Source organism: Nonomuraea fastidiosa (assembly GCF_042751225.1).
In the GTDB taxonomy this organism is placed as follows: domain Bacteria; phylum Actinomycetota; class Actinomycetes; order Streptosporangiales; family Streptosporangiaceae; genus Nonomuraea; species Nonomuraea fastidiosa.
The window spans coordinates 3,784,962-3,805,189 of the sequence record NZ_CP170570.1 but is presented as its reverse complement, the minus strand read 5'-3'; the positions used below and the strand labels follow the sequence as shown (position 1 = coordinate 3,805,189).

At 71.6% G+C, this 20,228-nt stretch carries 13 protein-coding genes; 4 read left to right on the top strand and 9 right to left on the bottom strand.

From position 1 onward, the window contains the following. Window positions 1-239 precede the first annotated feature (239 nt). The 8 genes from ACFMQL_RS17625 to ACFMQL_RS17590 form a co-directional block, all read right to left on the bottom strand. Window positions 240-1,433, bottom strand: coding sequence for an amidohydrolase (locus ACFMQL_RS17625; RefSeq protein ID WP_378786101.1), 1,194 nt, complete (start codon window positions 1,431-1,433; stop codon window positions 240-242). Between the two features lie 10 nt (window positions 1,434-1,443). Continuing rightward, entirely contained in the window at window positions 1,444-3,318 is a 1,875-nt protein-coding gene (locus ACFMQL_RS17620) for a TOMM precursor leader peptide-binding protein (RefSeq protein WP_378786100.1), read from the bottom strand. Beyond that, window positions 3,311-5,392, bottom strand: coding sequence for a hypothetical protein (locus ACFMQL_RS17615; protein ID WP_378786099.1), 2,082 nt, complete (start codon window positions 5,390-5,392; stop codon window positions 3,311-3,313). Before ACFMQL_RS17615 ends, ACFMQL_RS17620 begins: the two co-directional genes overlap by 8 nt. Then, complete coding sequence (locus ACFMQL_RS17610) at window positions 5,389-6,687, bottom strand: SagB family peptide dehydrogenase (RefSeq protein ID WP_378786098.1); 1,299 nt, start codon at window positions 6,685-6,687, stop codon at window positions 5,389-5,391. Before ACFMQL_RS17610 ends, ACFMQL_RS17615 begins: the two co-directional genes overlap by 4 nt. Beyond that, the gene (locus ACFMQL_RS17605; protein WP_378786097.1) at window positions 6,684-7,643 is read right to left on the bottom strand and encodes a lantibiotic dehydratase C-terminal domain-containing protein; all 960 of its coding nucleotides are present in this window, start codon (window positions 7,641-7,643) and stop codon (window positions 6,684-6,686) included. The genes ACFMQL_RS17610 and ACFMQL_RS17605 overlap by 4 nt, the downstream gene beginning before the upstream one ends. Next, window positions 7,640-8,470 carry a thiopeptide-type bacteriocin biosynthesis protein gene (locus tag ACFMQL_RS17600; RefSeq protein WP_364068679.1) on the bottom strand — a complete coding sequence of 277 codons (831 nt, stop codon included), beginning with the start codon at window positions 8,468-8,470 and terminating at the stop codon, window positions 7,640-7,642. Before ACFMQL_RS17600 ends, ACFMQL_RS17605 begins: the two co-directional genes overlap by 4 nt. After that, the gene (locus ACFMQL_RS17595; RefSeq protein WP_378790172.1) at window positions 8,467-10,995 is read right to left on the bottom strand and encodes a lantibiotic dehydratase; all 2,529 of its coding nucleotides are present in this window, start codon (window positions 10,993-10,995) and stop codon (window positions 8,467-8,469) included. The genes ACFMQL_RS17600 and ACFMQL_RS17595 overlap by 4 nt, the downstream gene beginning before the upstream one ends. Window positions 10,996-11,074: 79 nt before the next feature. Continuing rightward, window positions 11,075-11,224 (bottom strand): thiomuracin/GE37468 family thiazolyl RiPP peptide, encoded by a 150-nt coding sequence (locus ACFMQL_RS17590; protein WP_364068681.1) that lies wholly within the window; start codon window positions 11,222-11,224, stop codon window positions 11,075-11,077. Window positions 11,225-11,613: 389 nt separating this feature from the next. Between ACFMQL_RS17590 and ACFMQL_RS17585 the strand changes: the two genes are divergently transcribed. The 4 genes from ACFMQL_RS17585 (at window position 11,614) to ACFMQL_RS17570 (ending at window position 16,148) form a co-directional block, all read left to right on the top strand. Beyond that, window positions 11,614-12,345, top strand: coding sequence for a TetR/AcrR family transcriptional regulator (locus tag ACFMQL_RS17585; protein WP_378786096.1), 732 nt, complete (start codon window positions 11,614-11,616; stop codon window positions 12,343-12,345). Window positions 12,346-12,355: 10 nt separating this feature from the next. Beyond that, window positions 12,356-13,576, top strand: a complete 1,221-nt coding sequence (locus tag ACFMQL_RS17580) for a cytochrome P450 (protein WP_378786095.1) — start codon at window positions 12,356-12,358, stop codon at window positions 13,574-13,576. 269 nt (window positions 13,577-13,845) lie between these two features. After that, window positions 13,846-14,940, top strand: a complete 1,095-nt coding sequence (locus ACFMQL_RS17575; RefSeq protein ID WP_378786094.1) for a cytochrome P450 — start codon at window positions 13,846-13,848, stop codon at window positions 14,938-14,940. Beyond that, on the top strand, window positions 14,937-16,148 hold the full coding sequence (locus tag ACFMQL_RS17570) for a coproporphyrinogen-III oxidase family protein (protein WP_378786093.1): 1,212 nt from the start codon (window positions 14,937-14,939) through the stop codon (window positions 16,146-16,148). The genes ACFMQL_RS17575 and ACFMQL_RS17570 overlap by 4 nt, the downstream gene beginning before the upstream one ends. A 200-nt stretch (window positions 16,149-16,348) precedes the next feature. Here the strand turns inward: ACFMQL_RS17570 and ACFMQL_RS17565 are convergent, their stop codons facing one another. Continuing rightward, complete coding sequence (locus tag ACFMQL_RS17565) at window positions 16,349-20,224, bottom strand: DNA-directed RNA polymerase subunit beta' (protein WP_364068691.1); 3,876 nt, start codon at window positions 20,222-20,224, stop codon at window positions 16,349-16,351. Window positions 20,225-20,228 lie beyond the last annotated feature (4 nt).

Below are 20,228 nucleotides of genomic sequence, written 5' to 3'. Positions count from 1 at the left end.
GTGTCATGACCTGCTGATTTTTCTTGCCTCGGTGCCCCCGCGCTCGGGCGTGTCGCGCTATTCGCACAGACACGTCCGCGAGGATTACGAGCCAGGAAGCCGTCCCGCGCCGCAATGAGCGCACGGTCGAGGGCCCGCTTACGACGGGCACGAAGCACAAGACTACCTACGCCTCTGCGACACGTCAAAGCGGCGCGGCAAAGCGGATAAGCCTTGCCACTCCGGGACGCCGAGCCTGTTCAGCCGGGCTCGGCTACAGCCCCGCGCCCATGATATCGGGACGGCGAGGTGATCTGTGACGGGTTCGCGAGTACTGCCAGAGCCGCCGCGTGCAAAGCGGTGACCCCCGCTCGCAACGTCGGCACCGGGTCGGGACAGAAGGTCCCGGTATGGGGGTGTCCGACCCGGCCGGTACGGGGGGCCGCGCCCACGTACCAATAGACGGACGGAACACCGTACAGGGGGAAGTCCTCGCAGGCGGCACCGCCCGGGGCGGTGACGACCGTGCCCAGGGCCGCCTCGTGCGCCTTGCGTACGGTAGCGGTGGCCACCGGGTCGTTCGCGCCCTGCGGCACCCGGGAGACCACGGTGACCTCGGCTCCCGCGTACTCCCCCGCCAGCCGCGTGATCCGCGCGACGGCGCGGTCCACCGCGTCCAGCGTGGCGGCCCTGACCGTCAACCCCGCCTCGGCGACGGACGGCACCACGTTCGGCCGCTCGCCCGCGTGCAGCGTCCCCACGGTGACGGTCGCCTCGTCGAAGGCCGTCCCGTCGATCCGGTGGACGAGCGCGGCGAGCGCCGGCACCGGGTTACGCGCGGCCCGTGCGGCGTGGCGGGTGACGTGGCCGCCGTCGCCCCTGACGACCAGGCGCAGCTCGGCCCCCGCCGCGGTGGGCGGGTCCGCGTAGGCGATCAGGCCGGCGGGGAAGGGCGAGACGTGCTGGGCCAGCGCCACGTCCGGCGTGCCGAACCGCTCGTACAGGCCGTCGGCGAGCATCGCCGCCGCGCCGTCCAGCGTCTCCTCGGCGGGCTGGCCGACCAGCAGGACGGTCCCCCGCCAGCCGTCCGACGCCGCCAGCCGCCCCGCGACGCCGGCGAGGCAGGCCAGGTGCAGGTCATGGCCGCAGGCATGCGACACGGGCACCGTCCTGCCGCCGGGCGAGGTCGCGGTGGCGGCGCTGGCGTACGACAGGCCGCTCTCCTCCTTGACGGGCAGCGCGTCCAGCTCGGCCCTGAGCATGACCACGGGCCCGTCGCCCCGCGACAGCCGCCCGACCACGCCGTGGCCGCCCACCCCGGTCGTGACCTCGCAGCCGGCGCTGGCCAGCCGCTCCGCCAGGCGGCCGGCCGTGCGCGACTCCTGATGGGACAGCTCGGGGTGCGCGTGCAGGTCGGCGCGGAAGATCGCCAGGTCGCGTAGCTCGTCCGTCATGGGAGGCCCGTCATGGGAAGGGGTGCGGATCGGGGTTCAGGTCGGCGGGCGTCAGCGGCGCGTCGCGGTGGCCCAGCCGATAGGGCACCTCAAGAGGCCGGCTCAGCCCATGGACCCTGCGGTTGCGATGGCCGAAGGTCATCGGCAGCGTCCCCGGCACCAGCACCTTGACACAGCGGAAGCCGCCCGCGCGGTGCTCCGGCGTCGTCTGGTCCACGACGACCACGTCCATGCCCTCGGCGAGGAAGCGGTCCACCAGCCGCCCGGTGTCGAACGGGCCCGGTACGCGCGCCATGTCCGGCAGCCGCCTCACGTCCGTGCCCCCTGTCAGGCCCCCTGTCAGGCCCCCTGTCAGGAAGGACAGCCGCTCGAAGGCGGCGTCCGCGCCGTACAGGGTGGAGTGGTCGTGCATGGTGGTCACGAGGTCGGAGTCCGCCACCATCTCCCGCGCTCTGTCCATCTCGTCCGGGTAGCGCCGGATGAGGTCGGCCAGCAGCGGGCCGAGCTCGCTCAGCGCGCTCAGCACGGCCTTCTCGGGATCGAGGTGCGCGCCCGCCGCGCACACCATGCGCGGCCTGCGCTGATCGCCGTCCTGCCGTACCCCCATCGCCCACACGCTGGGGATGCCGTGCTCCATCGTCGTGTCGTACAGCTCGACCCGGTAGCCGGTCTCCGCCGTGATGGCGGCCGCCTGGAGGGGGATGGTGCGGTCGCGGGCCGTGGCGAGGTCGATGCGCGGCACGGCGAGGCGGGCGTACCACGTCATGAGGAACGCGTCCCGCTCGACCGTCTCCAGCAGCCCGTACAGCAGGGCCTCGGCCATGCTGCCGCCGAGCGCGCACCCGTTGGAGATCTCGAACAGGAACGGCCGGTCCTTCCCGCGCACGTAGTAATACGCCACGCTCTCCGGCACCAGGACGGGGGCGCGGCGGGCGAAGGAGTACCCCCACACCCAGTCGCAGACGGCGTGCTCGGTGAACGGCCGGAAGCCGAAGCCCTCCCTGGCGTACGACGAGGGGTCGTGCACGCCCAGCGTCCGCGGGTCGAGCGCATCCTCGGCCACCTCCGCGTACGAGGCCCGCACGCGGGTGCGTTTGCCGCCCGGCTCGACGCCGCCCCACCGTTCGAGCGCCTCCAGCATGGCGGTGACCTCGCTGGAGCGGTATCCCCGCGTCCTGCCGACGCCGGGCTCGGAGCCGCCGTCGAAGCGCAGTGGCAGCATCGCCCCGGCGATCACCAGGCCACCGAGCGTGTCCCTGACGAGCGGCCTGATCAGGCCGCATTCGCCGTCCACGTACGTATCGAGCAGCTCGCCGTGCTCGGCGAGCACGTCCCTGACCCGGTAGGCGGGCGGCTGCGGGAGGTCTCCCGGCTCGAACACGGCGGACGCGCGGTCGTCGTCCGGCAGGTCGCCGCAGTCGGGGCAGTGCGGCTCCGGCAGGAACGGGTGGCGTTCGACCGTGAGCGTGCGCAGGTCGACGTACCAGACGGTGCACGTGGGGCCGTCCACGGCGTGCGCGGCCAGCGCCGCGACGGTGCCCGCCGCCAGCCGTCCGAGGTACGGCGACGGCCGCTCGGCCAGCTCCTCGCCGTGCGCGGCGAGGATGGCGGCCCGGTCTGCGCTGTCGGTCCTGATCCGCTCGCGCCGCGTCTCGAAGCAGGTGAGGCAGCCGGGCTCGCCGGGCCTGCGCAGCGGGCCGACGACGGCGACGTTGTACTCCACCCGCACCGGCAGCCACGCCGCCGCGCCGGTCTCCGGCGTCCTGTCGCACGCCCAGCCGTCTTCTGCGCTGATCACCACCTGGGACTCTCCCCGGTCGTCGCGGTGCTTCAGCGCGATCTCGATCTCCTCGGCCAGCAGGCCCGTGCCGATGACCTCAGCCATGAAGCGGCTCCTGGAGGGGGTGCGTGACGACGCGGACGACATGCGGCACGAGCGCGTGCACCGCCATGTCGTGGTCCAGCGGAACGGCGCTGACCCGCAGCCCCTCACCGGCCAGCGCGGCGGCGAGCCGCGCGGCGCTGAGCGGCTCCGCGTGCGCGTCCACCGTGATCGGTGGCCGGTCGGCGGCGGTCAGGTGCAGGTCGGGGAGCGGAGCGGCGGGTGGAATGCCCTGGTACGCGGCGAGCATCCCTTCGAGCGTGGCCCGCAGGGCGGCCAGGGGTGTGACGCCCGCCGCCCGCGCCACGAGCCTGCCGTCCAGCGTTCCCGCGTACACGGGCACGCCGGAGGGGCCGGTGGCGTCCAGCACCTGGTGGTCGAGGCCGGTCGCGTCCAGGAGCGCGAGCGAGCGGTCGGTCTCGGTGTCCGCCGCCCGCGCGCCGGCCGCGTCCACGGGCGGCAGCGGCCCGTCGCGTCCGGCGCTGGCGGCTGCGCAGTGCTGGAGCAGCGCCGCCACCAGCGCCTCCTCGGCCGAATAGCCGGCGGCGGCCCCGGTGGCGTGCGGGTCGAGGAACACCTCGCGCGCGGGCAGCAGGACCTCGTCGCCGTTGACGAGGTCCCGGCCGCGGACGAACGCCTCGGCCCGCCCCGCCGCGACGTCTTCGAGCAGGCTCGCGTCCATCACGGCGGCTTCGAGCAGGCTCGCGCCCGTCACGGCGGCTTCGAGCAGGCTCGCGCCCGTCACGGCGGCTTCGAGCAGGCTCGCGCCCGTCACGGCGGCTTCTGAGAGCGGCGGCGTGCTGTCGCCCGGCAGGCGCCCGTCCGGCGCGGCGGCCTCGGGGAGCAGCGGCTTGCCGTCCGCCGTGACGAGGCGGCGCGGGTCGCAGGCGAGCAGCCCGTGAACGGCGAGCGCCTTCAGCGCCGCCCGGTACCGCGCCACGGCGAAGTCGTGCCCCACGCCGATCACCCGTGGCCTGGCCTTGCCCAGCACGCCCATGGGGTCGGCCACCGTGGTGACCGACACGTGCAGCGGGAGCTGGCCGTACTCCCCCTCGTCGATCTCGGCGAACACGCCGGTCCGCGAGTCCATCAGCCTGGCGGCCCGCCGGGAGAACTCCTCCTCCGTCAGCTCCTCCATGAAGGGCCCCGCCTGCGCGCTCCCGGCCGGCCGCACCACCGCGGGATGCGGCAGGAAGGTGTGCGTACGGGTGTGCAGCCCGGCGAGGTCCACCACGTGCAGCCGGGGATCGCCGTCCGCCCGCGGCGTCCCCGACAGGCGGCGGCCCAGGTCCGCCGCGACCTGCCCGGCGACGACGGCGGCGGCGACGGACGACACGCGGGCGGGCCCGGCCTCGGGCGGGCCGGCGTCCATGGCGGCCAGCCGCCGCCAGCCCGCGGCCAGCGGTGGTACCTCGCGGCCCGCGATCCCCGCCTCGCTCCACCACGCCTCGCCCGCGCGCAGCAGAACGTGCGTGACGGGCACCCCGTGCTCGGCGCTCAACCGGTCGAGTTCCGCGGCGGCGGCCAGCCCGTCCGCGTCGGCCGCCGCCAGGTGCACCACCGCGTCGCACGCCCCTGGCAGGCCCGCCGCCCTGCCGGCCGCCGCGTCCGCCGCCCCGCCGGCCGCTGTGCCCCACGCGCTGCCGGCCGCTGTGTCCCCCGCGCTGCCGGCCGCTCTGACGACCTCCAGCCCGAGCCGGGTCAGGGCGTCGGCCAGAGCCGCGGGCAGCGCGCCGAAGCGGCCGCCGCCGCCCAGTAACGAGCAGCGCAGGCCCGCGGGCAGGTCCAGCGCCCCGGTCCGGGCGCGCCCGCCGGGCCGCGCCGCGTCCTCGACGAGGCCGCGCTCGTGCAGCTTGGTCAGCAGGCCCGTCACGAACGCGCGCCGCTCATCGGGCAGCCCGGCGGTCAGCTCGGCCACGGTCCTGCTCCCGTCAAGGTACGTGGCCAGCCGCTCCATCCACAGGTGGGCGGAGGCGCCGTTCATCCGCACGATGCCCTCCCTGGTGAGGAAGGCGACACCGCCGGAGGTGGGCGCGAAGCGGACGTCGGCCGGCAGTCGGGGCTTGAAGTCGATCAACGCGGTGCCTCCACGGTTCCGATCATGAATTCGCCCACCGCGCACTCCTCCAGCGGGTCCCGTCCGGTCGCCTCGGCGAACGCGACCGAGTCGCCGCTGCCGAGCCCGCAGGCGGCCAGGCCCATCGCCGTGGCCACGCAGTAGAGCGTCTGGTAGAGCACGCCCACGTGCTTGAGCGTCAGCGCGTACCCCATGCCTTCGTACTTCCAGAGCAGCCGGCCCGCCCTGCTGGAGATCGCGAGCAGGACCTGGGGGCGCTGTCCGGTGGCGGCGCCGTGGCCGGCGACGGTCAGCAGCCTGCGCACGGCGGGATGCGCGGCCTCGCGCACCTGCCGCAGGACGTGTTCGTGCGCGTCGTAGTGGTACATGCCGGGTTCGAGGCCGGCCACGTTCCGCACGACGGGGTAGATCTCCAGCTCGTAGACGGATCCGCCGGAGGGGTACGGCTTGCTGGTGTACTCGACGCCGTCCGCGACCCAGGTCTCGCGCACCCTGGACGTGCGGTAGAGCAGCTCGCCGAGCAGGTCCAGGGTGATCGGGCGGGTGTCGTCGTGCTCCCGCCTCGATCTGCGGCCTTCCAGGACGTCGGTGAGCGTGGGGTCCTTCTGCCGCAGCTCCTCCAGGTCGGGGACGCGCAGCCCGATCACCTCACCCGGGTACGGCTCCGGCCTGGCGCGCAGCGGCTCGAACCGGCCGCGCGCCCAGAACGTCCCGCCGAAACCGTCGCCCAGGTAGCCCCGGTAGCCGACGCGGCTGCGTTCGTGGAACTCCAGCTCGTGCGGCGCCCACTGCCTGACGCGCAGCTCGGCCTCCTCGGAGCCGCGGGCCACGGCCAGTCCCGCCCACGCCAGGTCGGCCAGCAGTGCGCCTGCGGGGCTGACCACCTCCGCCACCAGGGCCGGATCGTGGATCCGCAGGTCGCACCAGGCGAGCGGGGAGCTCGCCACCAGCGTCTCCCCGTCCCGCCGCAGCGCGGCGAACCTGGACAGGACCGGCTCCTCCGGCACCGGGGGCCGGGGCGGCGGCGGGCGGAGCGGGTCCAGGGTGTAGAGCGGCCGGTCCCCATCGGTCACCGTGATCTTGAGCCAGCCGCCCGCGCGGAGCCGTTCGACGAGCGGCCCCGAGGCCGGGCGGGGTCCCTTGGCCAGGTCGCGGAGCAGGTCCAGCTCGGCCTCGGTCAGGTCGCCGAGCGTCTCGGCGTGCGGCCAGGCGAACAGGCGGGCTCCTGAGCCCAGCCTGGCGAGGTGCACGCCGGGCCGCAGCTCGTACCGTTCCTCTCTTATAAGGAGACTCATGAGGCCACCGCCCGGTAGACGTCGTCGGCGGCGTTCGCGGCGAGGTAGCAGACGAGGAAGCGCCGGTCGGGCGAGAGCCCGAGCCGGGTGAGGTGGAGGTACGTGCAGTTCAGCACCAGCCGGTACGCGGCGAAGGCAGGGGTGTCCTTGACCGCCAGCCAGGTCTCGTCGGTCTCCAGGCGGCGGTGGAACGCCGAGACCTCGGCGAGCGGCGGCTGCGTGGCGGTGCCGCCGGTGTCGTAGCCGAGGCGCAGGCGGCCCTCGTCGATGAGCGCCCTGCCGCGGTCACGGGTGCGGCGCAGCGTGTCCAGCCAGCCGGCGGGCTCGGCGGTGGCGGTCAGGGCCTCGATCCTGGCGGTCAGCGCCGCCCTGTTGCGTTCGTAGTGCGCCTGCCAGCGCTCGCGCAGGCCGGGCGTGCGCGCCAGGTACGCCTCGGCGTGCGAGCGCAGCGACGTCCTGGCGGCGGGCAGGCCGCCACCGGACAGGTGGTGCACGGTGGAGACCACCAGGTCGAAGGCGATCCCCGGCAGGGGCGTGCCGCCGCGCACCCGGTCGAGCGCCTCGAAGGCGGCCTCGGTGGTGTCGGCGTAGAAGCCGGCCAGGAACCGGTCGAGCTCGGTGTCAATGCCGAGCGGCTCGGCGGTGACCGTGTTGTCAGGTTCCCACGGCATCAGCGGCCTCTGCTCGCCTTCCAGCTCGGCCAGGCGCTCGTGCAGAGGGAGCAGCGACTCCGGCGCGGTGGTGCCCGCGGACGGATGGGCCGCCAGGTACCGCTCGATCGCGCGGACGGTCCGCCTCGCGTCGCCGTCCACGAAGACCCGCAGGTGGGGGCCGCGTATCCAGTGGCGGACGAAGTATCCGCGGGTACCCTCGCGCCAGGCCGGGCGCAGCGCGTCCAGGATGAGGTCGTCCATCGGGCCGTCGTGATAGTCGACCCGCAGCCGTGTCCACGTCATCCGACGCTCACCTCCGGCTCCCGCACGGCTCCCGTCGCCAGGTGGCGCAGGCGCGCCTCCTCCTGCACGCGGATGCCGAGCCTGTTGGCCAGCAGATGGGCGGCGAGATCGACGGTCTCGCCGGTCCGCCGCGCGTCGAACCCGGCCGCCGCCAGTTCATCGGCCAGCCGGGCGATCGAGGCGTACCAGCTCGCGACCACGCCGGCGGGCTCGCTCTGCGGTGGCTGCGCCGTCACCGTACGAGCGTGCGCCGCCAGCGCCGCCAGCCGCTCGCGGGTCGCCCGGTCGTGCGGCGCTTCGACCGGCGCGCCGGGCGGCGGCGCGAACATCCGGCCTTCCCCCGCCACCTGCCAGGCCACCAGCAGCATGGTCAGCCAGGCCGCGCCCCGGCGCGCGGGAGGAAGCCCGGATCTGATCAGCTCAAGGGCGATCCTGCTGGACTCGTGGAAGTGCCGCTCCGCCGCGTCGAGCGAACGGCCGGTGCCGTAGCGGTGGTGTTCCGGCCGGTATGGGATGAGGTGCACGGAGTCGTTCGGATAGAGGCGGCCGGTGTGGCCGGACAGCCCTTCGCGGGCGGCGAGGGTGGCGGCGAGCCTGGCGTACTCCTCCGGGTCGATCACCGCCTCGGACGGGTGGTCGCGCAGGTACGCCTCCGCCCGCGCCACGACGTGCTCGGCCGGGTGCGACTTGACCCTGATCCGCAGGTGCGGGCCGCCCTCCCAGTAGCGCAGGAAGAAGCCGTCGTCCCCGAGCAGCGGCCCGGCCAGCTCCATGATCATCTGGTCGAGCGGTCCCTGCGAGAAGACGTGCACGCTCACCCAGCTCATCGGCCCCCCATCTCGATCAGGTATTCGGTCACCCGGTCCGGCCCCGGATCGGGCAGCGCCTCCTCGAAGAGCGCGAACGCGCAGCCGCGTATCTGGCGCTCGAAGTTCTTGACCAGGAACAGATCGGCCAGGTCCAGGAAGAGTGGCTTGCGCGCCTTGTCCTGGCCGGCCTGTCCTGTCTGCTCCGGCCAGGCCCGTACGAACGAGCGGTGCGGCACGCCGTACTGATCCGCCCACGCGATCAGCCGCACCAGGTACGCCGCGTCGTCCTCGCCCTTCGGCCGGACCGGCAGCGTCGCGGCGGGCGCCAGCCAGCGGCGGCGCTGCACGACCACCCGCCCGGCCTCGACCCGCGGATAGCGGGTGACCTCCGGCGGCACCCTGCCCATCCGGACCAGCGGCGGCGAGCTGGGATGGAGCAGGAAGCCGGGCCCGAAGACGCGTTCGAGGAACCGCGCGGCCGGCGGGAGCTGGAACTCGGCGGCCATGCCGAGGTGCAGCGGGATCACCCGGCGGCCGAGCCGCTTGGAGCGCAGCTCGGGCAGGCCGGTCCCGGAGCCGAGCGTCACGTGCAGGTCCGTGAGCGGCAGCCGCAGCTCGGGCGGGCGGGTGCCGGGCGAGTGCGGGTAGTCGATCTCGTAGCGGGTGCTCGGCGGGCGGGCGTTGAGGCTGGAGCCCAGGTCGCCGGAGATCTCGGCGTACACCGCGTCAGGCGGATCCTCGACACGGTGCGGCGTGGCGCGCTCGGCCGGGTGGCCGGTACTGGCCCGCACGACGCTGCCGGCGGCGCGCTCGATGAGGTGGTCGAGCCTGCGCAGGGCCCGGCCGTGGCCGCAGTGGATCACGTTGAGCACCAGCGAGCCGCCGGCTGCCTGCACGTAGCAGGCGGAGGACTCGGGGATCGCAAGCCAGGAGGGCCACGACTCCAGCTGCTCGGCCAGCATCCCGGGCGCGACACGGCAGGTGCCGTCGGGGTCCTCCACGCGCAGCGCCAGCTCCCGCGCCCCGGCGCGCAGGCGTTCCAGCTCGCGGATCCTGGGCACGGCCGACGCGGCGAGCGGCTGCGTCCAAGCCGCCGTCGGGCCGAGGAAGGCCCGCAGTTCCTTGCCCGCCTCGCCGGTGCCGGCGAGCTCTTGCTGTACGTGGCGGTGCAGGGTGAGGAACGGCACCGCGGGGTCAGGGCCGTAACGGGTGGTGAGGTAGTCGGCCACGGCCAGGCGCATGGCGTGCTTGGGATCGAAGACGGCCAGCCAGCGGCGTACGACGTCGAGGTCCGCCAATCCGTCGCGCCACCGCTCGAGGTCGAGCTCCGCGACGGGCCGCGTGGTGACGGTCACCTCATGGACCGCCGCCGTCTCCTCGACGCCCTTCTCCGCGCCGACCGCGCTCTTCTCTGCGCCGCCCGCGCTCCCGCCGACCGCGCCTTTCTCGGCGCTGCTCGCGCCGCGCGCGTGAGCCTCCGCACCGCCCGCGTGCGCTCGCGCGGCGGCGGTGAGCCGGCGGAGCTCACGGCGGTAGGCGGCCGGATCGGCGGCGCGCTCGGCACGGGCGATCCCCTCCCGCAGCTCGGCGGGCAGGCCGGCCGGGCGGGCTTCGAGCAGCCCGGCCGCGATCAGCTTGCCGACGAACGCGGCGACCGCGGCAGGCTCGGCACGCAGCTCCTCGGCGAACCGATCACGGTGCACCCAGTCCCCGCCCGCCACGACGCGCAGGCACGCGGCGACGGCCTCGGTCGTCCCGATCGACACCAGCGCCTCCCCCGGCGGCGGCCCGATGAACTCCACCTTGCCGCCCGCGACCGTGGCCGACGGGTTGAGCCGCACCCACTCGCCCGCATGCGTCCTGACGCCGTCGAGCTCCAGCACCGGCACCGGCTCGCCAGCGTCGAGCGGCCGCTCCGCGCTCCCCCAGAGCGCGGGCCCGGTGCTGGTGAACGTGCTGTACGGGCTGGTCTTCACCGCCGCCCGCGCCAGGTATTTCGCCAGCCTGAGGAGCTTCTGCGGCTTGGGGCGGCGGCGTGGATCGGCGAGCCAGCGCTCCAGTTCGGCCGCGAGCTCCGGCCCGGCGAGCGACAGCCCGCGGCGGAAGGCGGGGTCACCGGCCACCGCGCGCAGGCGTTCCTCCCGCTCCAGGCTCTCCTCGGCGACCACCTCGGGCAGCCGCGACCGCAGCTCCGCGCACTCGCGCGCCCGCCGCACCCACGCGGCCACCTCTTCCTTCAGCTCGTACGGCAGCGCCGCCTCGACCTCCGGCCCCCACTCGCGCCCCGCGGGCAGCCGCCCCGCGTGCAGCGCCCTGCGCAGCCCGACGAGCAGGGGCCGAGGCCCGGAGGCGCCGAGGCCACCGATGACGTCACCGATCTCCACGGCCAGCCGCCGCCCGTCGGCCTCGACACCGGCGGTCTCGGCGAGCAGCCGGGTCGCCAGTGTGTAGGACTCCTCCCAGCGCAGCGATTCCAGCCTCTCCGTCGCGACCCCGCACGTGCGCACCGCGACCGGCGGACCTTCCCGTTCGGTAAGCGTCATCACCTGTGCCCCATTCGCTCCTTCACCGGCAGGAAAACGGGCGCGGACGCCGCAGCGGCACGGCGTCCGCGCCCGTGGGTCAGGCGCTCGAGCAGGAGCAGCAGATGTAGCAGAAGCAGTTGCACGAGGCGCCGACCTCGGTCATGCCGTGACCAGCGGTAAGGGACTCCACGGCGAGGTCGTCTCCGGCGAGTTCGAAGACGTCCATGGGCAGGTCATTGAGGTCCATTAGGACTCTCCTTCCCGGGGGTGGATACCCCCATCGACTTTCCACGCAAACGCACAGATGTGCATCGCTGGGGGGTGATCGCCGGGTATGTAACACCCTTGCGACATCGCCGACGCTAGGTGTACATATGGATAAGAGTCAATAATGCGAACTGTCTGACTGAAATCGAAGATTGGTCAGACGGTCAGGGGGAGGACACAAGGGGGACATCCGGCTGCTGGGAGCCGGACATTTCAACTTATTTGAAAGCTACCCTCTATAAGGAGCCAGAGCCGGCGTCGGCTTCTGACATGCCGCTATCTCGATTGCACAAAGGGGGCCAATTAGCGATCGGAACTGTCGGGAATCCGGCAGGCGCACCAGCTCTTACGGGGAGGAGTCACCCAGCCATGAGCACCGTCTCGACCGGCAGCACGGGCGGGAGGACCAGTGACGACCGCGTACGCAGGACGATGGACGTCACCAGGAGCCTGCTCCTGCGGTCCGGCTACAAGCGGACCACGATGGACGAGATCGCCCGCCGAGCGGACATCGGAAAGGGCACAATTTATCTCAGCTGGGACACCAAGGACGATCTGATAAGAACACTCGTCATCCAGGAAATCGCCGGAGTGTGCCAGGACATTTCCCGGATTGCGCTCCTGCGGCCCGCCGTCGCGCGGCTCTCGGAACTGACCCGAGAACTTTTCACGCTGGTCTTCAGATATCCACTTTTCCGAGCGCTCTACACTCACGACAAAGAGATCCTCGGAAAGGCGTGCGACGACCCGCGGTTCGATTTCCAGTGCTACCGCTTCACCACGTTCGCGCCATTCCGTGAGTACCTCGGGATGCTGCACGGCAAAGAATTGTGGAACCCCTGTGACGGCTTCGCGCTCGATGCCGTTCTCTCCGGATTCATCAAGCTCCATCTGCACGCCGAGATCGCGGGGGCGACGTTAGACGCGGGTGCCCGCGCCGACTGCCTGGCCGGCGTGGTCAGGAGCTCGTTCGAACCCGCCGTCCGGCTCCCCGCCGAGGAGCTGAGCGAGGCCGCCCGGCGTACCGTCGAGATCTTCGACGAGGCCGCGGCGAATTACCGGGCGCAACTGATCCGCCTGCCCATGGCCGCCTCCGTCTAAGGAGCCGAAAGTGAACGAGACCCACGTGCGACCCGACGCGACCATGCCGATGCCCGCCGACGCCCGGCCACGAATCAAGGACGGCGGCGGTGCGCTGCTCAAGTGGCTCGGCACTATGCGGGACGAACAACCCGTCTGGCGCGACGTATTCGGCATCTTCCACGTTTTCCGGCATGCCGATGTACAGCGGGTGATGTCGGACTACGCGACGTTCTCTTCGGACATCAACCGGCTGCGTCCCGGAGGCGACCCGTTCAGCGCGGGCAGCCTGATGCTCACCGACCCTCCGGAGCATCGCAAGCTCCGCAAACTCATCAGCCAGGCGTTCACCCCGAAAATGTCCGCCGACATGGTCCCCCGGATCGCGGAGCTGACGACAGCGCTGCTGGACGACATCGACGAGGACGAGTTCGACCTGGTCGAGAAGATCGCGCACCCGCTGCCCGTGATGGTGATCGCCGAGCTGCTCGGCATCCCGATCCACGACAGGGAGATGTTCCGCACCTGGGCCGACCGGCTGGTCGCCCTGCACGTCGAGGACCCCAGGGACATCGAGATCGGGCGCATGGTCGGCCAGGCCATGCGCGAGATGGGCGAGTACGTCCTCACCCACGTGCACGAGCGCCGCGCCCGGCCGCAGGACGACCTGGTCAGCCGGCTCATCGCGGCCGAGGTGGACGGCGACCGGCTCACCGACGCCGAAATCGTCAACTCCTCGTGCCTGCTGCTGCTCGCCGGCCAGATCACCAGCACCATGGCGCTGGGCAACGCGTTCCTGTGCTTCCGCGACGCGCCCGGCGTCGAGAGCGCCATCAGAGCCGACAGGGAGCTGATCGGGGCGGCGTTCGAAGAGGTGCTCAGGCTGCGTCCGCCGCTCACTCAGGCGGCCCGGCTGTGCACGACCGACGTCGAGGTGGCGGGAACGCCGATCCCGGCCGGGTCCATGGTCATCAACTGGCTGCTGTCGGCGAACTACGACGAGCGCCAGTTCCCCGACCCCTACCGGCTCGACCCGAGCCGCCAGCCCAACCGCCAGTTCGCCTTCGGCCACGGCATCCACTTCTGCCTGGGCGCCCCGCTGGCCAGGGTAGAGGGCAAGGTCGCGCTCGACCTGGTGTTCGACCGGTTCGAGCACATCGAGATCCGGCCGGACGCGACGCTGGAGTACTACGAGGACCCGATGTTCGGCGTGAAGAGCCTTCCGGTACGCGTCAAGCGGGCGGCGCGATGACGGCCGCCGCCCACTCCCCCGCAGAGCCCCCGGCCAGGCAGCCCTCGCCCGCTCCAGCGGATCTTCCCGCCATGCCGCCCTCGCCCGCTCCAGCGAGGCCCCCTGCCGGACCACCCGCCGGACCACCCGCCGGACCGCCCGCAGGACCGGCCGCCGGACCACCCGCCGGACCGCCCGCGCCTGCCCTGGCGGGGCCCCAGGCAGGGCTCCCCGCCGGGCCGCCTTCGTCCGCCGACGGCGGTACCACGCTCTTCGCTTGGTTACGCACGATGCGGGACGAACATCCCGTCTGGCGGGACTCGTACGGGATGTATCACGTGTTCCGCTACGACGACGTCCGTGCCGTCCTGGCGGACCACGAGCGGTTCTCCTCCGACCGCACCAGGCTCATGGGGCAGCAGCCGTTCGGGCAGGGCGGCATCACGATGATCGACCCGCCTGAGCACCGCCACCAGCGCCGGCTGATCACCGCCGCCTTCACGCCCGCCTCCATCGCGGCGCTGGAGCCGCGCATCGCCGCGATCGCCGACGAGCTGCTCGACGCCCTCCCGGGCCCGGACTTCGACCTGGTCGAGCACCTGGCCTACCCCCTGCCGGTCATCGTCATCGCCGAGCTGCTCGGCATCCCGCCGGGTGACCGCGACCTGTTCCGCACCTGGTCGGACCGGCTCATGTCGCTGCAGGTGCCCGACTTCACCGACCCCTCGCTCGCCCGGCGGGTGGCCGAGGCCATGGCGGAGATGAACGCCTACCTGCGCGCGCACTGCGCCGAGCGCCGCACCCGCCCCCGGGACGACCTGCTGAGCCGCCTGGTCCACGCCGAGGTGGACGGCGAGCGGCTGGAGGAGGAGCAGGTGGTCAACACCGCGAGCCTGCTCCTCCTGGCCGGGCACGTCACGAGCACCGTGCTGATCGGCAACACCGTGCTCTGCCTGGCCGAGGCCCCCGAGGCCGAGCGCCGGGTCAGGGCCGACACGTCGCTCGTACCCAAGGCGCTGGAGGAGAGCATGCGCCTGCGCTCGCCGTTCATGCAGGCGGGCCGGGTGACCACGCAGGACGTGGAGCTGGCCGGCGAGACGATCCCGGCCAACAGGTTCGTCATGGCCTGGCTGCTGTCGGCCAACCACGACGAGCGCCAGTTCACCGACCCCGAGCTGTTCGACCTGGACCGGCGGCTCACCGGCCAGCTCGCCTTCGGCCACGGCGTGCACTTCTGCCTGGGCGCCCAGCTCGGCCGCCTGGAGGGCCGCATCGCGCTGGAGCGGCTGCTCGGGCGCTTCACCGAGCTGCGACCGGCCAAGCTCGCCTTCTACGAAAGCCAGATCTTCGGCGTCAGGGAGATGCACGTGAGAGGTTCCTCATGACCAAGCCCCTGCTCATCTACGCCAACGTCCCGTTCTGCAACTCCAAGTGCCACTTCTGCGACTGGGTGGTCCAGGTCCCCGTACGCGACCTGCGGCTGAACGAGCAGAGCCCGGGGCGGGTGGCGTACCTGGAGGCCATCAGGACCCAGATCCGCGTGCAGGCGCCCGCGCTGAGAGAGCACTATCACCCCGAGATCGTCTACTGGGGCGGCGGTACGGCGAGCATCCTCGGCCCTCAGGAGATCGAGTCCCTGTACGGCACGCTGTCGGCGGAGTTCGACCTCAGTACGGTCAAGGAGGCGACGATCGAGGGCAGCCCGGAGTCCCTCGACCCCGGCAAGCTGCGCCTGCTCCGCGAGCTGGGCTTCAACCGGATCAGCATCGGCGTCCAGTCGTTCGACGACACGCGCCTGCGCCGCCTGGGCCGCGCCCACGCCGCCGCCCAGGCCGTGGCCGCCGTCGAGAACGCCCGCGACGCCGGCTTCACCAACATCAACATCGACCTGATCGTCGGCTTCCCCGGCCAGACCGGAGACGAGGTCGCCGAGTCCGTACGCAGGGCCCTGGCCCTGCCCATCAACCACTTCTCGATCTACCCGTACCGGGCGAGCCCTGGCACGGTGCTGCGCAAGCAGGTCCACAGGGGCGCCAAGCTCGACCTCAACCAGCAGCTCCAGGCGTACGCCATCACCAAGGAGCTGCTGGAGGACGCGGGCTTCCCCGAGTACGCCATGTCCTACTTCGGCGCGCCCCGCTGCCAGTCGGACGAGGCGTACTACCAGCTCCGCATGGACTGGATCGGCTTCGGCTCGGGTGCCAACTCCCTGATCGGCCGCCGCTACCTCAGCTACCAGAAGGGCAAGCTGGCCCATTACAACGCCAACCCGCTGGCCTTCGACGTCAACGCGCCCGCGGACGCGCCGCAGCTCACGCTGCACTTCCTGTCCCAGGCGCTGACCACGGTGGAGGGCATGGACGCCCGCCTCTACCAGGAGCGCACCGGCGTCCCCCTGCGCACCGCCTGCGAACAGCCGGAGGTCATGGCGTACCTGGAACGCATGAACAGCCACGGCCGGGTCATCGTGGACCGCACCGGCATCCGCATCCACCCCGACGACCTCGCCCGGGTCTTCATCGCGCTCAACTGGATCGACACCCCGGACACCACGGCCGGCGAGGTCATCCACCTGGAGCCGACCCGGGCCTGAGCCCGCCGTCCGCACCGCCCGGCCGCCGCCACAGCGCGGCGCCGGGCCCGGCCCGGCCACACGTCGCGACGCACTCAGCCCAGGCCGGGCATCACCACACGGACCCGACACACGCCGGACATCACGAAGCTGAAACAGCAGCGCGCCCGGGCCCCTCTTTCGGGGGACCCGGGCGCGTCGCTCTTGGCTATGTCAGCCGCTTACCGGTTGTACTGACCGAAGTCGTACTCCTCCAGCGGCACGGCCTCGCCGCTGCCGGTGCCGAAGGTGTAGTCGGCGGCCGAGCCGTCGTAGCCACCGACGGTGTACATCGCGGCCTTGGCCTCCTCGGTCGGCTCGACCCGGATGTTGCGGTACTGCGGCATGCCGGTACCGGCCGGGATGAGCTTACCGATGATGACGTTCTCCTTCAGGCCCAGCAGCGAGTCGGACTTGGCGTGGATCGCCGCGTCCGTCAGCACCCTGGTCGTCTCCTGGAAGGAGGCCGCCGACAGCCAGGACTCGGTGGCCAGCGACGCCTTCGTGATGCCCATGAGCACCGGGCGACCGGCGGCCGGCTGGCCGCCCTCGGCCACGGTCTCGCGGTTGATCTGCTCGAACCGCGGCCGCTCGACGAGCTCGCCGGGCAGCAGGTCGGTGTCACCGGACTCCAGCACGTTCACGCGCTTGAGCATCTGCCGCACGATGATCTCGATGTGCTTGTCGTGGATCGACACACCCTGCGAGCGGTAGACCTGCTGGACCTCCGCCACCAGGTGCAGCTGCACGGCGCGCGGACCGAGGATGCGCAGCACCTCGTTCGGGTTGACCGCACCGGCGACCAGCTGCTGGCCGACCTTGACGTGCTGGCCCTCCTGAACGAGCAGGCGCGAGCGCATCGACACCGGGTAGGCGACCTCCTCCGACCCGTCGTCGGGGATGATCACGACCTTCCTGGTCTTGTCGGTCTCGTCGATCCTGACGCGGCCCTCGGCCTCGGAGATCGGGGCGACACCCTTGGGGATGCGGGCCTCGAAGAGCTCCGTGACACGCGGCAGACCGTGGGTGATGTCGGCACCGGCCACACCACCGGTGTGGAAGGTACGCATCGTCAGCTGCGTACCGGGCTCACCGATGGACTGGGCGGCGATGATGCCGACGGCCTCACCGACGTCCACCAGCTTGCCGGTGGCCAGCGAGCGGCCGTAGCACTTGGCGCAGACACCGATCTTGGCCTCGCAGACGAGCGCGCTGCGGGTGCGGACGGTCTCGACGCCCGCCTCCACCAGCTTCGTCACGTGGCTGTCGTTGATGTCGACACCCGCCGGGACGATGACCTTGCCGTCGACCACGACGTCCTCGGCCAGGATGCGGCCGTGCACGTTGGACTCGGCGTTCTCCGCCTTGACCAGGTTGCCCGCGGCGTCGCGCTCGGCCACGTTGAGCGGGACCGCGCGGTCGGTGCCGCAGTCGACCTCGCGCACGATGACGTCCTGGGCGACGTCGACCAGACGACGGGTCAGGTAACCCGAGTCGGCGGTACGCAGAGCGGTGTCGGCGAGACCCTTCCGCTGACCGTGGGTGGAGATGAAGTACTCCAGCACCGACAGGCCCTCGCGGAACGAGGCCTTGATCGGCCGCGGGATCGTCTCACCCTTGGTGTTGGACACCAGGCCGCGGATACCGGCGATCTGCCGGACCTGCATCTTGTTACCACGGGCGCCGGAGTTGACCATCATCCAGACCGGGTTGGTCGCCGGGAAGGCGTTGACCATGTCGGTCTCGACGTCGGCCGTGGCGTGGGTCCAGATCTCGATGAGCTCCTGGCGGCGCTCCTCGTCGGTGATCAGACCACGCTCGTACTCGCGCTGGACCTTGTCGGCCCGGCGCTCGTAGTTCTCCATGATCTCGGTCTTGTTCGGGGGCGCGACGACGTCCTCGATCGAGATCGTGACACCGGAGCGGGTCGCCCAGCGGAAGCCGGCGTCCTTGAGCGCGTCGAGCGAAGCGGCCACCTCGATCTTGGGGTAGGTCTCCGCCAGCTCGTTCACGATCTGCGACAGCTGCTTCTTGCCGACCTGGAAGTCGACGAAGGGGTAGCTGTCCGGCAGCGTCTGGTTGAACAGGCACCGCCCGAACGTGGTCTCCAGCCGGATCGGGTCGCCCGGCTCCCAGCCCTCGGGGGCCACCCAGTCGCGCGGCGGCAGGACGTCCTTGAGGCGAATCTGGATCTTCGCCTGGATGTCCAGCTCACGACGGTCGAAGGCCATCTGCGCCTCGGCGATCGAGCCGAACACGCGGCCCTCGCCCTTCGCGCCCTCCTTCATGGTGGTCAGCCAGTAGAGGCCGATCACCATGTCCTGGGTGGGCATGGTGACGGGCTTGCCGTCGGCCGGCTTGAGGATGTTGTTGGTCGAGAGCATCAGGATGCGCGCCTCGGCCTGGGCCTCAGCCGACAGCGGCAGGTGCACCGCCATCTGGTCGCCGTCGAAGTCCGCGTTGAACGCGGTGCAGACGAGCGGGTGGATCTGGATGGCCTTACCCTCGACGAGCTGCGGCTCGAACGCCTGGATGCCCAGACGGTGGAGCGTGGGCGCGCGGTTGAGCAGGACCGGGTGCTCGGTGATGACCTCTTCGAGCACGTCCCACACCACGGGGCGGGCACGCTCGACCATCCGCTTGGCCGACTTGATGTTCTGGGCGTGGTTGAGGTCGACCAGCCTCTTCATCACGAACGGCTTGAACAGCTCCAGCGCCATCTGCTTGGGCAGACCGCACTGGTGCAGCTTGAGCTGCGGACCGACGACGATGACCGAACGGCCGGAGTAGTCGACTCGCTTGCCCAGGAGGTTCTGGCGGAAGCGACCCTGCTTACCCTTCAGCATGTCGCTGAGGGACTTCAGCGGCCGGTTGCCGGGACCGGTGACCGGGCGACCGCGGCGGCCGTTGTCGAACAGCGCGTCGACGGCCTCCTGCAGCATCCGCTTCTCGTTGTTCACGATGATCTCGGGCGCGCCGAGGTCGAGCAGACGCTTGAGGCGGTTGTTCCGGTTGATGACCCGGCGGTACAGGTCGTTGAGGTCGGAGGTCGCGAACCGGCCACCGTCGAGCTGCACCATCGGGCGCAGGTCCGGCGGGATGACCGGGATGCAGTCGAGCACCATGCCGCGCGGCGAGTTGGTCGTGTTGAGGAACGCCGACACGACCTTGAGCCGCTTGAGCGCGCGGGCCTTCTTCTGGCCCTTGCCGCTGCGGATGGTCTCGCGCAGGCTCTCGGCCTCGGCCTCGAGGTCGAAGTTGATCAGGCGGTCCTGGATCGCCTGCGCGCCCATGCCGCCCTTGAAGTAGCGGCCGAAGCGGTCGCGCATCTCGCGGTAGAGCAGCTCGTCGCCCTCGAGGTCCTGGACCTTGAGGTTCTTGAAGCGGTTCCAGACCTCCTCGAGCCGGTCCAGCTCGCGCTGGGCACGGTCGCGGATCTGGCGCATCTCGCGCTCGGCGCCCTCGCGGACCTTGCGCCGCTGGTCGCCCTTGGCGCCGGCGGCCTCGAGCTCGGCCAGGTCGGCCTCGAGCTTCTTCTGCCTGGCCTCGATGTCGGCGTCGCGGCGCTGCTCGATGTGCTGCCGCTCGACGGAGATCTTCGCCTCCAGCGAGGGCAGGTCACGCTCACGCATCTCGGTGTCGACATGCGTGATCATGTACGCCGCGAAGTAGATGACCTTCTCCAGGTCCTTCGGAGCCAGGTCGAGCAGGTAACCGAGGCGCGACGGCACACCCTTGAAGTACCAGATGTGCGTGACCGGGGCGGCCAGCTCGATGTGGCCCATCCGCTCACGACGCACCTTGGCTCGGGTCACCTCGACACCGCAGCGCTCACAGATGATGCCCTTGAACCGGACCCGCTTGTACTTACCGCAGTAGCATTCCCAGTCGCGGGTCGGACCGAAGATCTTCTCGCAGAAGAGCCCGTCCTTCTCCGGCTTGAGGGTGCGGTAGTTGATGGTCTCCGGCTTCTTGACCTCGCCGTGCGACCACTGACGGATATCGTCGGCCGTCGCCAGCCCGATCCGAAGCTCGTCGAAGAAGTTGACGTCCAGCATTTGT

Excerpts from the sequence above, each read along its gene's own strand:
- ACFMQL_RS17565 (WP_364068691.1), bottom strand. The coding sequence starts at position 20,224 with ATGCTGGACGTCAACTTCTTCGACGAGCTTCGGATCGGGCTGGCGACG.
- ACFMQL_RS17610 (WP_378786098.1), bottom strand. The coding sequence starts at position 6,687 with ATGAGTCTCCTTATAAGAGAGGAACGGTACGAGCTGCGGCCCGGCGTG.
- ACFMQL_RS17590 (WP_364068681.1), bottom strand. The coding sequence starts at position 11,224 with ATGGACCTCAATGACCTGCCCATGGACGTCTTCGAACTCGCCGGAGAC.
- ACFMQL_RS17625 (WP_378786101.1), bottom strand. The coding sequence starts at position 1,433 with ATGACGGACGAGCTACGCGACCTGGCGATCTTCCGCGCCGACCTGCAC.
- ACFMQL_RS17585 (WP_378786096.1), top strand. The coding sequence starts at position 11,614 with ATGAGCACCGTCTCGACCGGCAGCACGGGCGGGAGGACCAGTGACGAC.
- ACFMQL_RS17620 (WP_378786100.1), bottom strand. The coding sequence starts at position 3,318 with ATGGCTGAGGTCATCGGCACGGGCCTGCTGGCCGAGGAGATCGAGATC.
- ACFMQL_RS17595 (WP_378790172.1), bottom strand. The coding sequence starts at position 10,995 with ATGACGCTTACCGAACGGGAAGGTCCGCCGGTCGCGGTGCGCACGTGC.
- ACFMQL_RS17605 (WP_378786097.1), bottom strand. The coding sequence starts at position 7,643 with ATGACGTGGACACGGCTGCGGGTCGACTATCACGACGGCCCGATGGAC.
- ACFMQL_RS17575 (WP_378786094.1), top strand. The coding sequence starts at position 13,846 with ATGCGGGACGAACATCCCGTCTGGCGGGACTCGTACGGGATGTATCAC.
- ACFMQL_RS17570 (WP_378786093.1), top strand. The coding sequence starts at position 14,937 with ATGACCAAGCCCCTGCTCATCTACGCCAACGTCCCGTTCTGCAACTCC.
- ACFMQL_RS17600 (WP_364068679.1), bottom strand. The coding sequence starts at position 8,470 with ATGAGCTGGGTGAGCGTGCACGTCTTCTCGCAGGGACCGCTCGACCAG.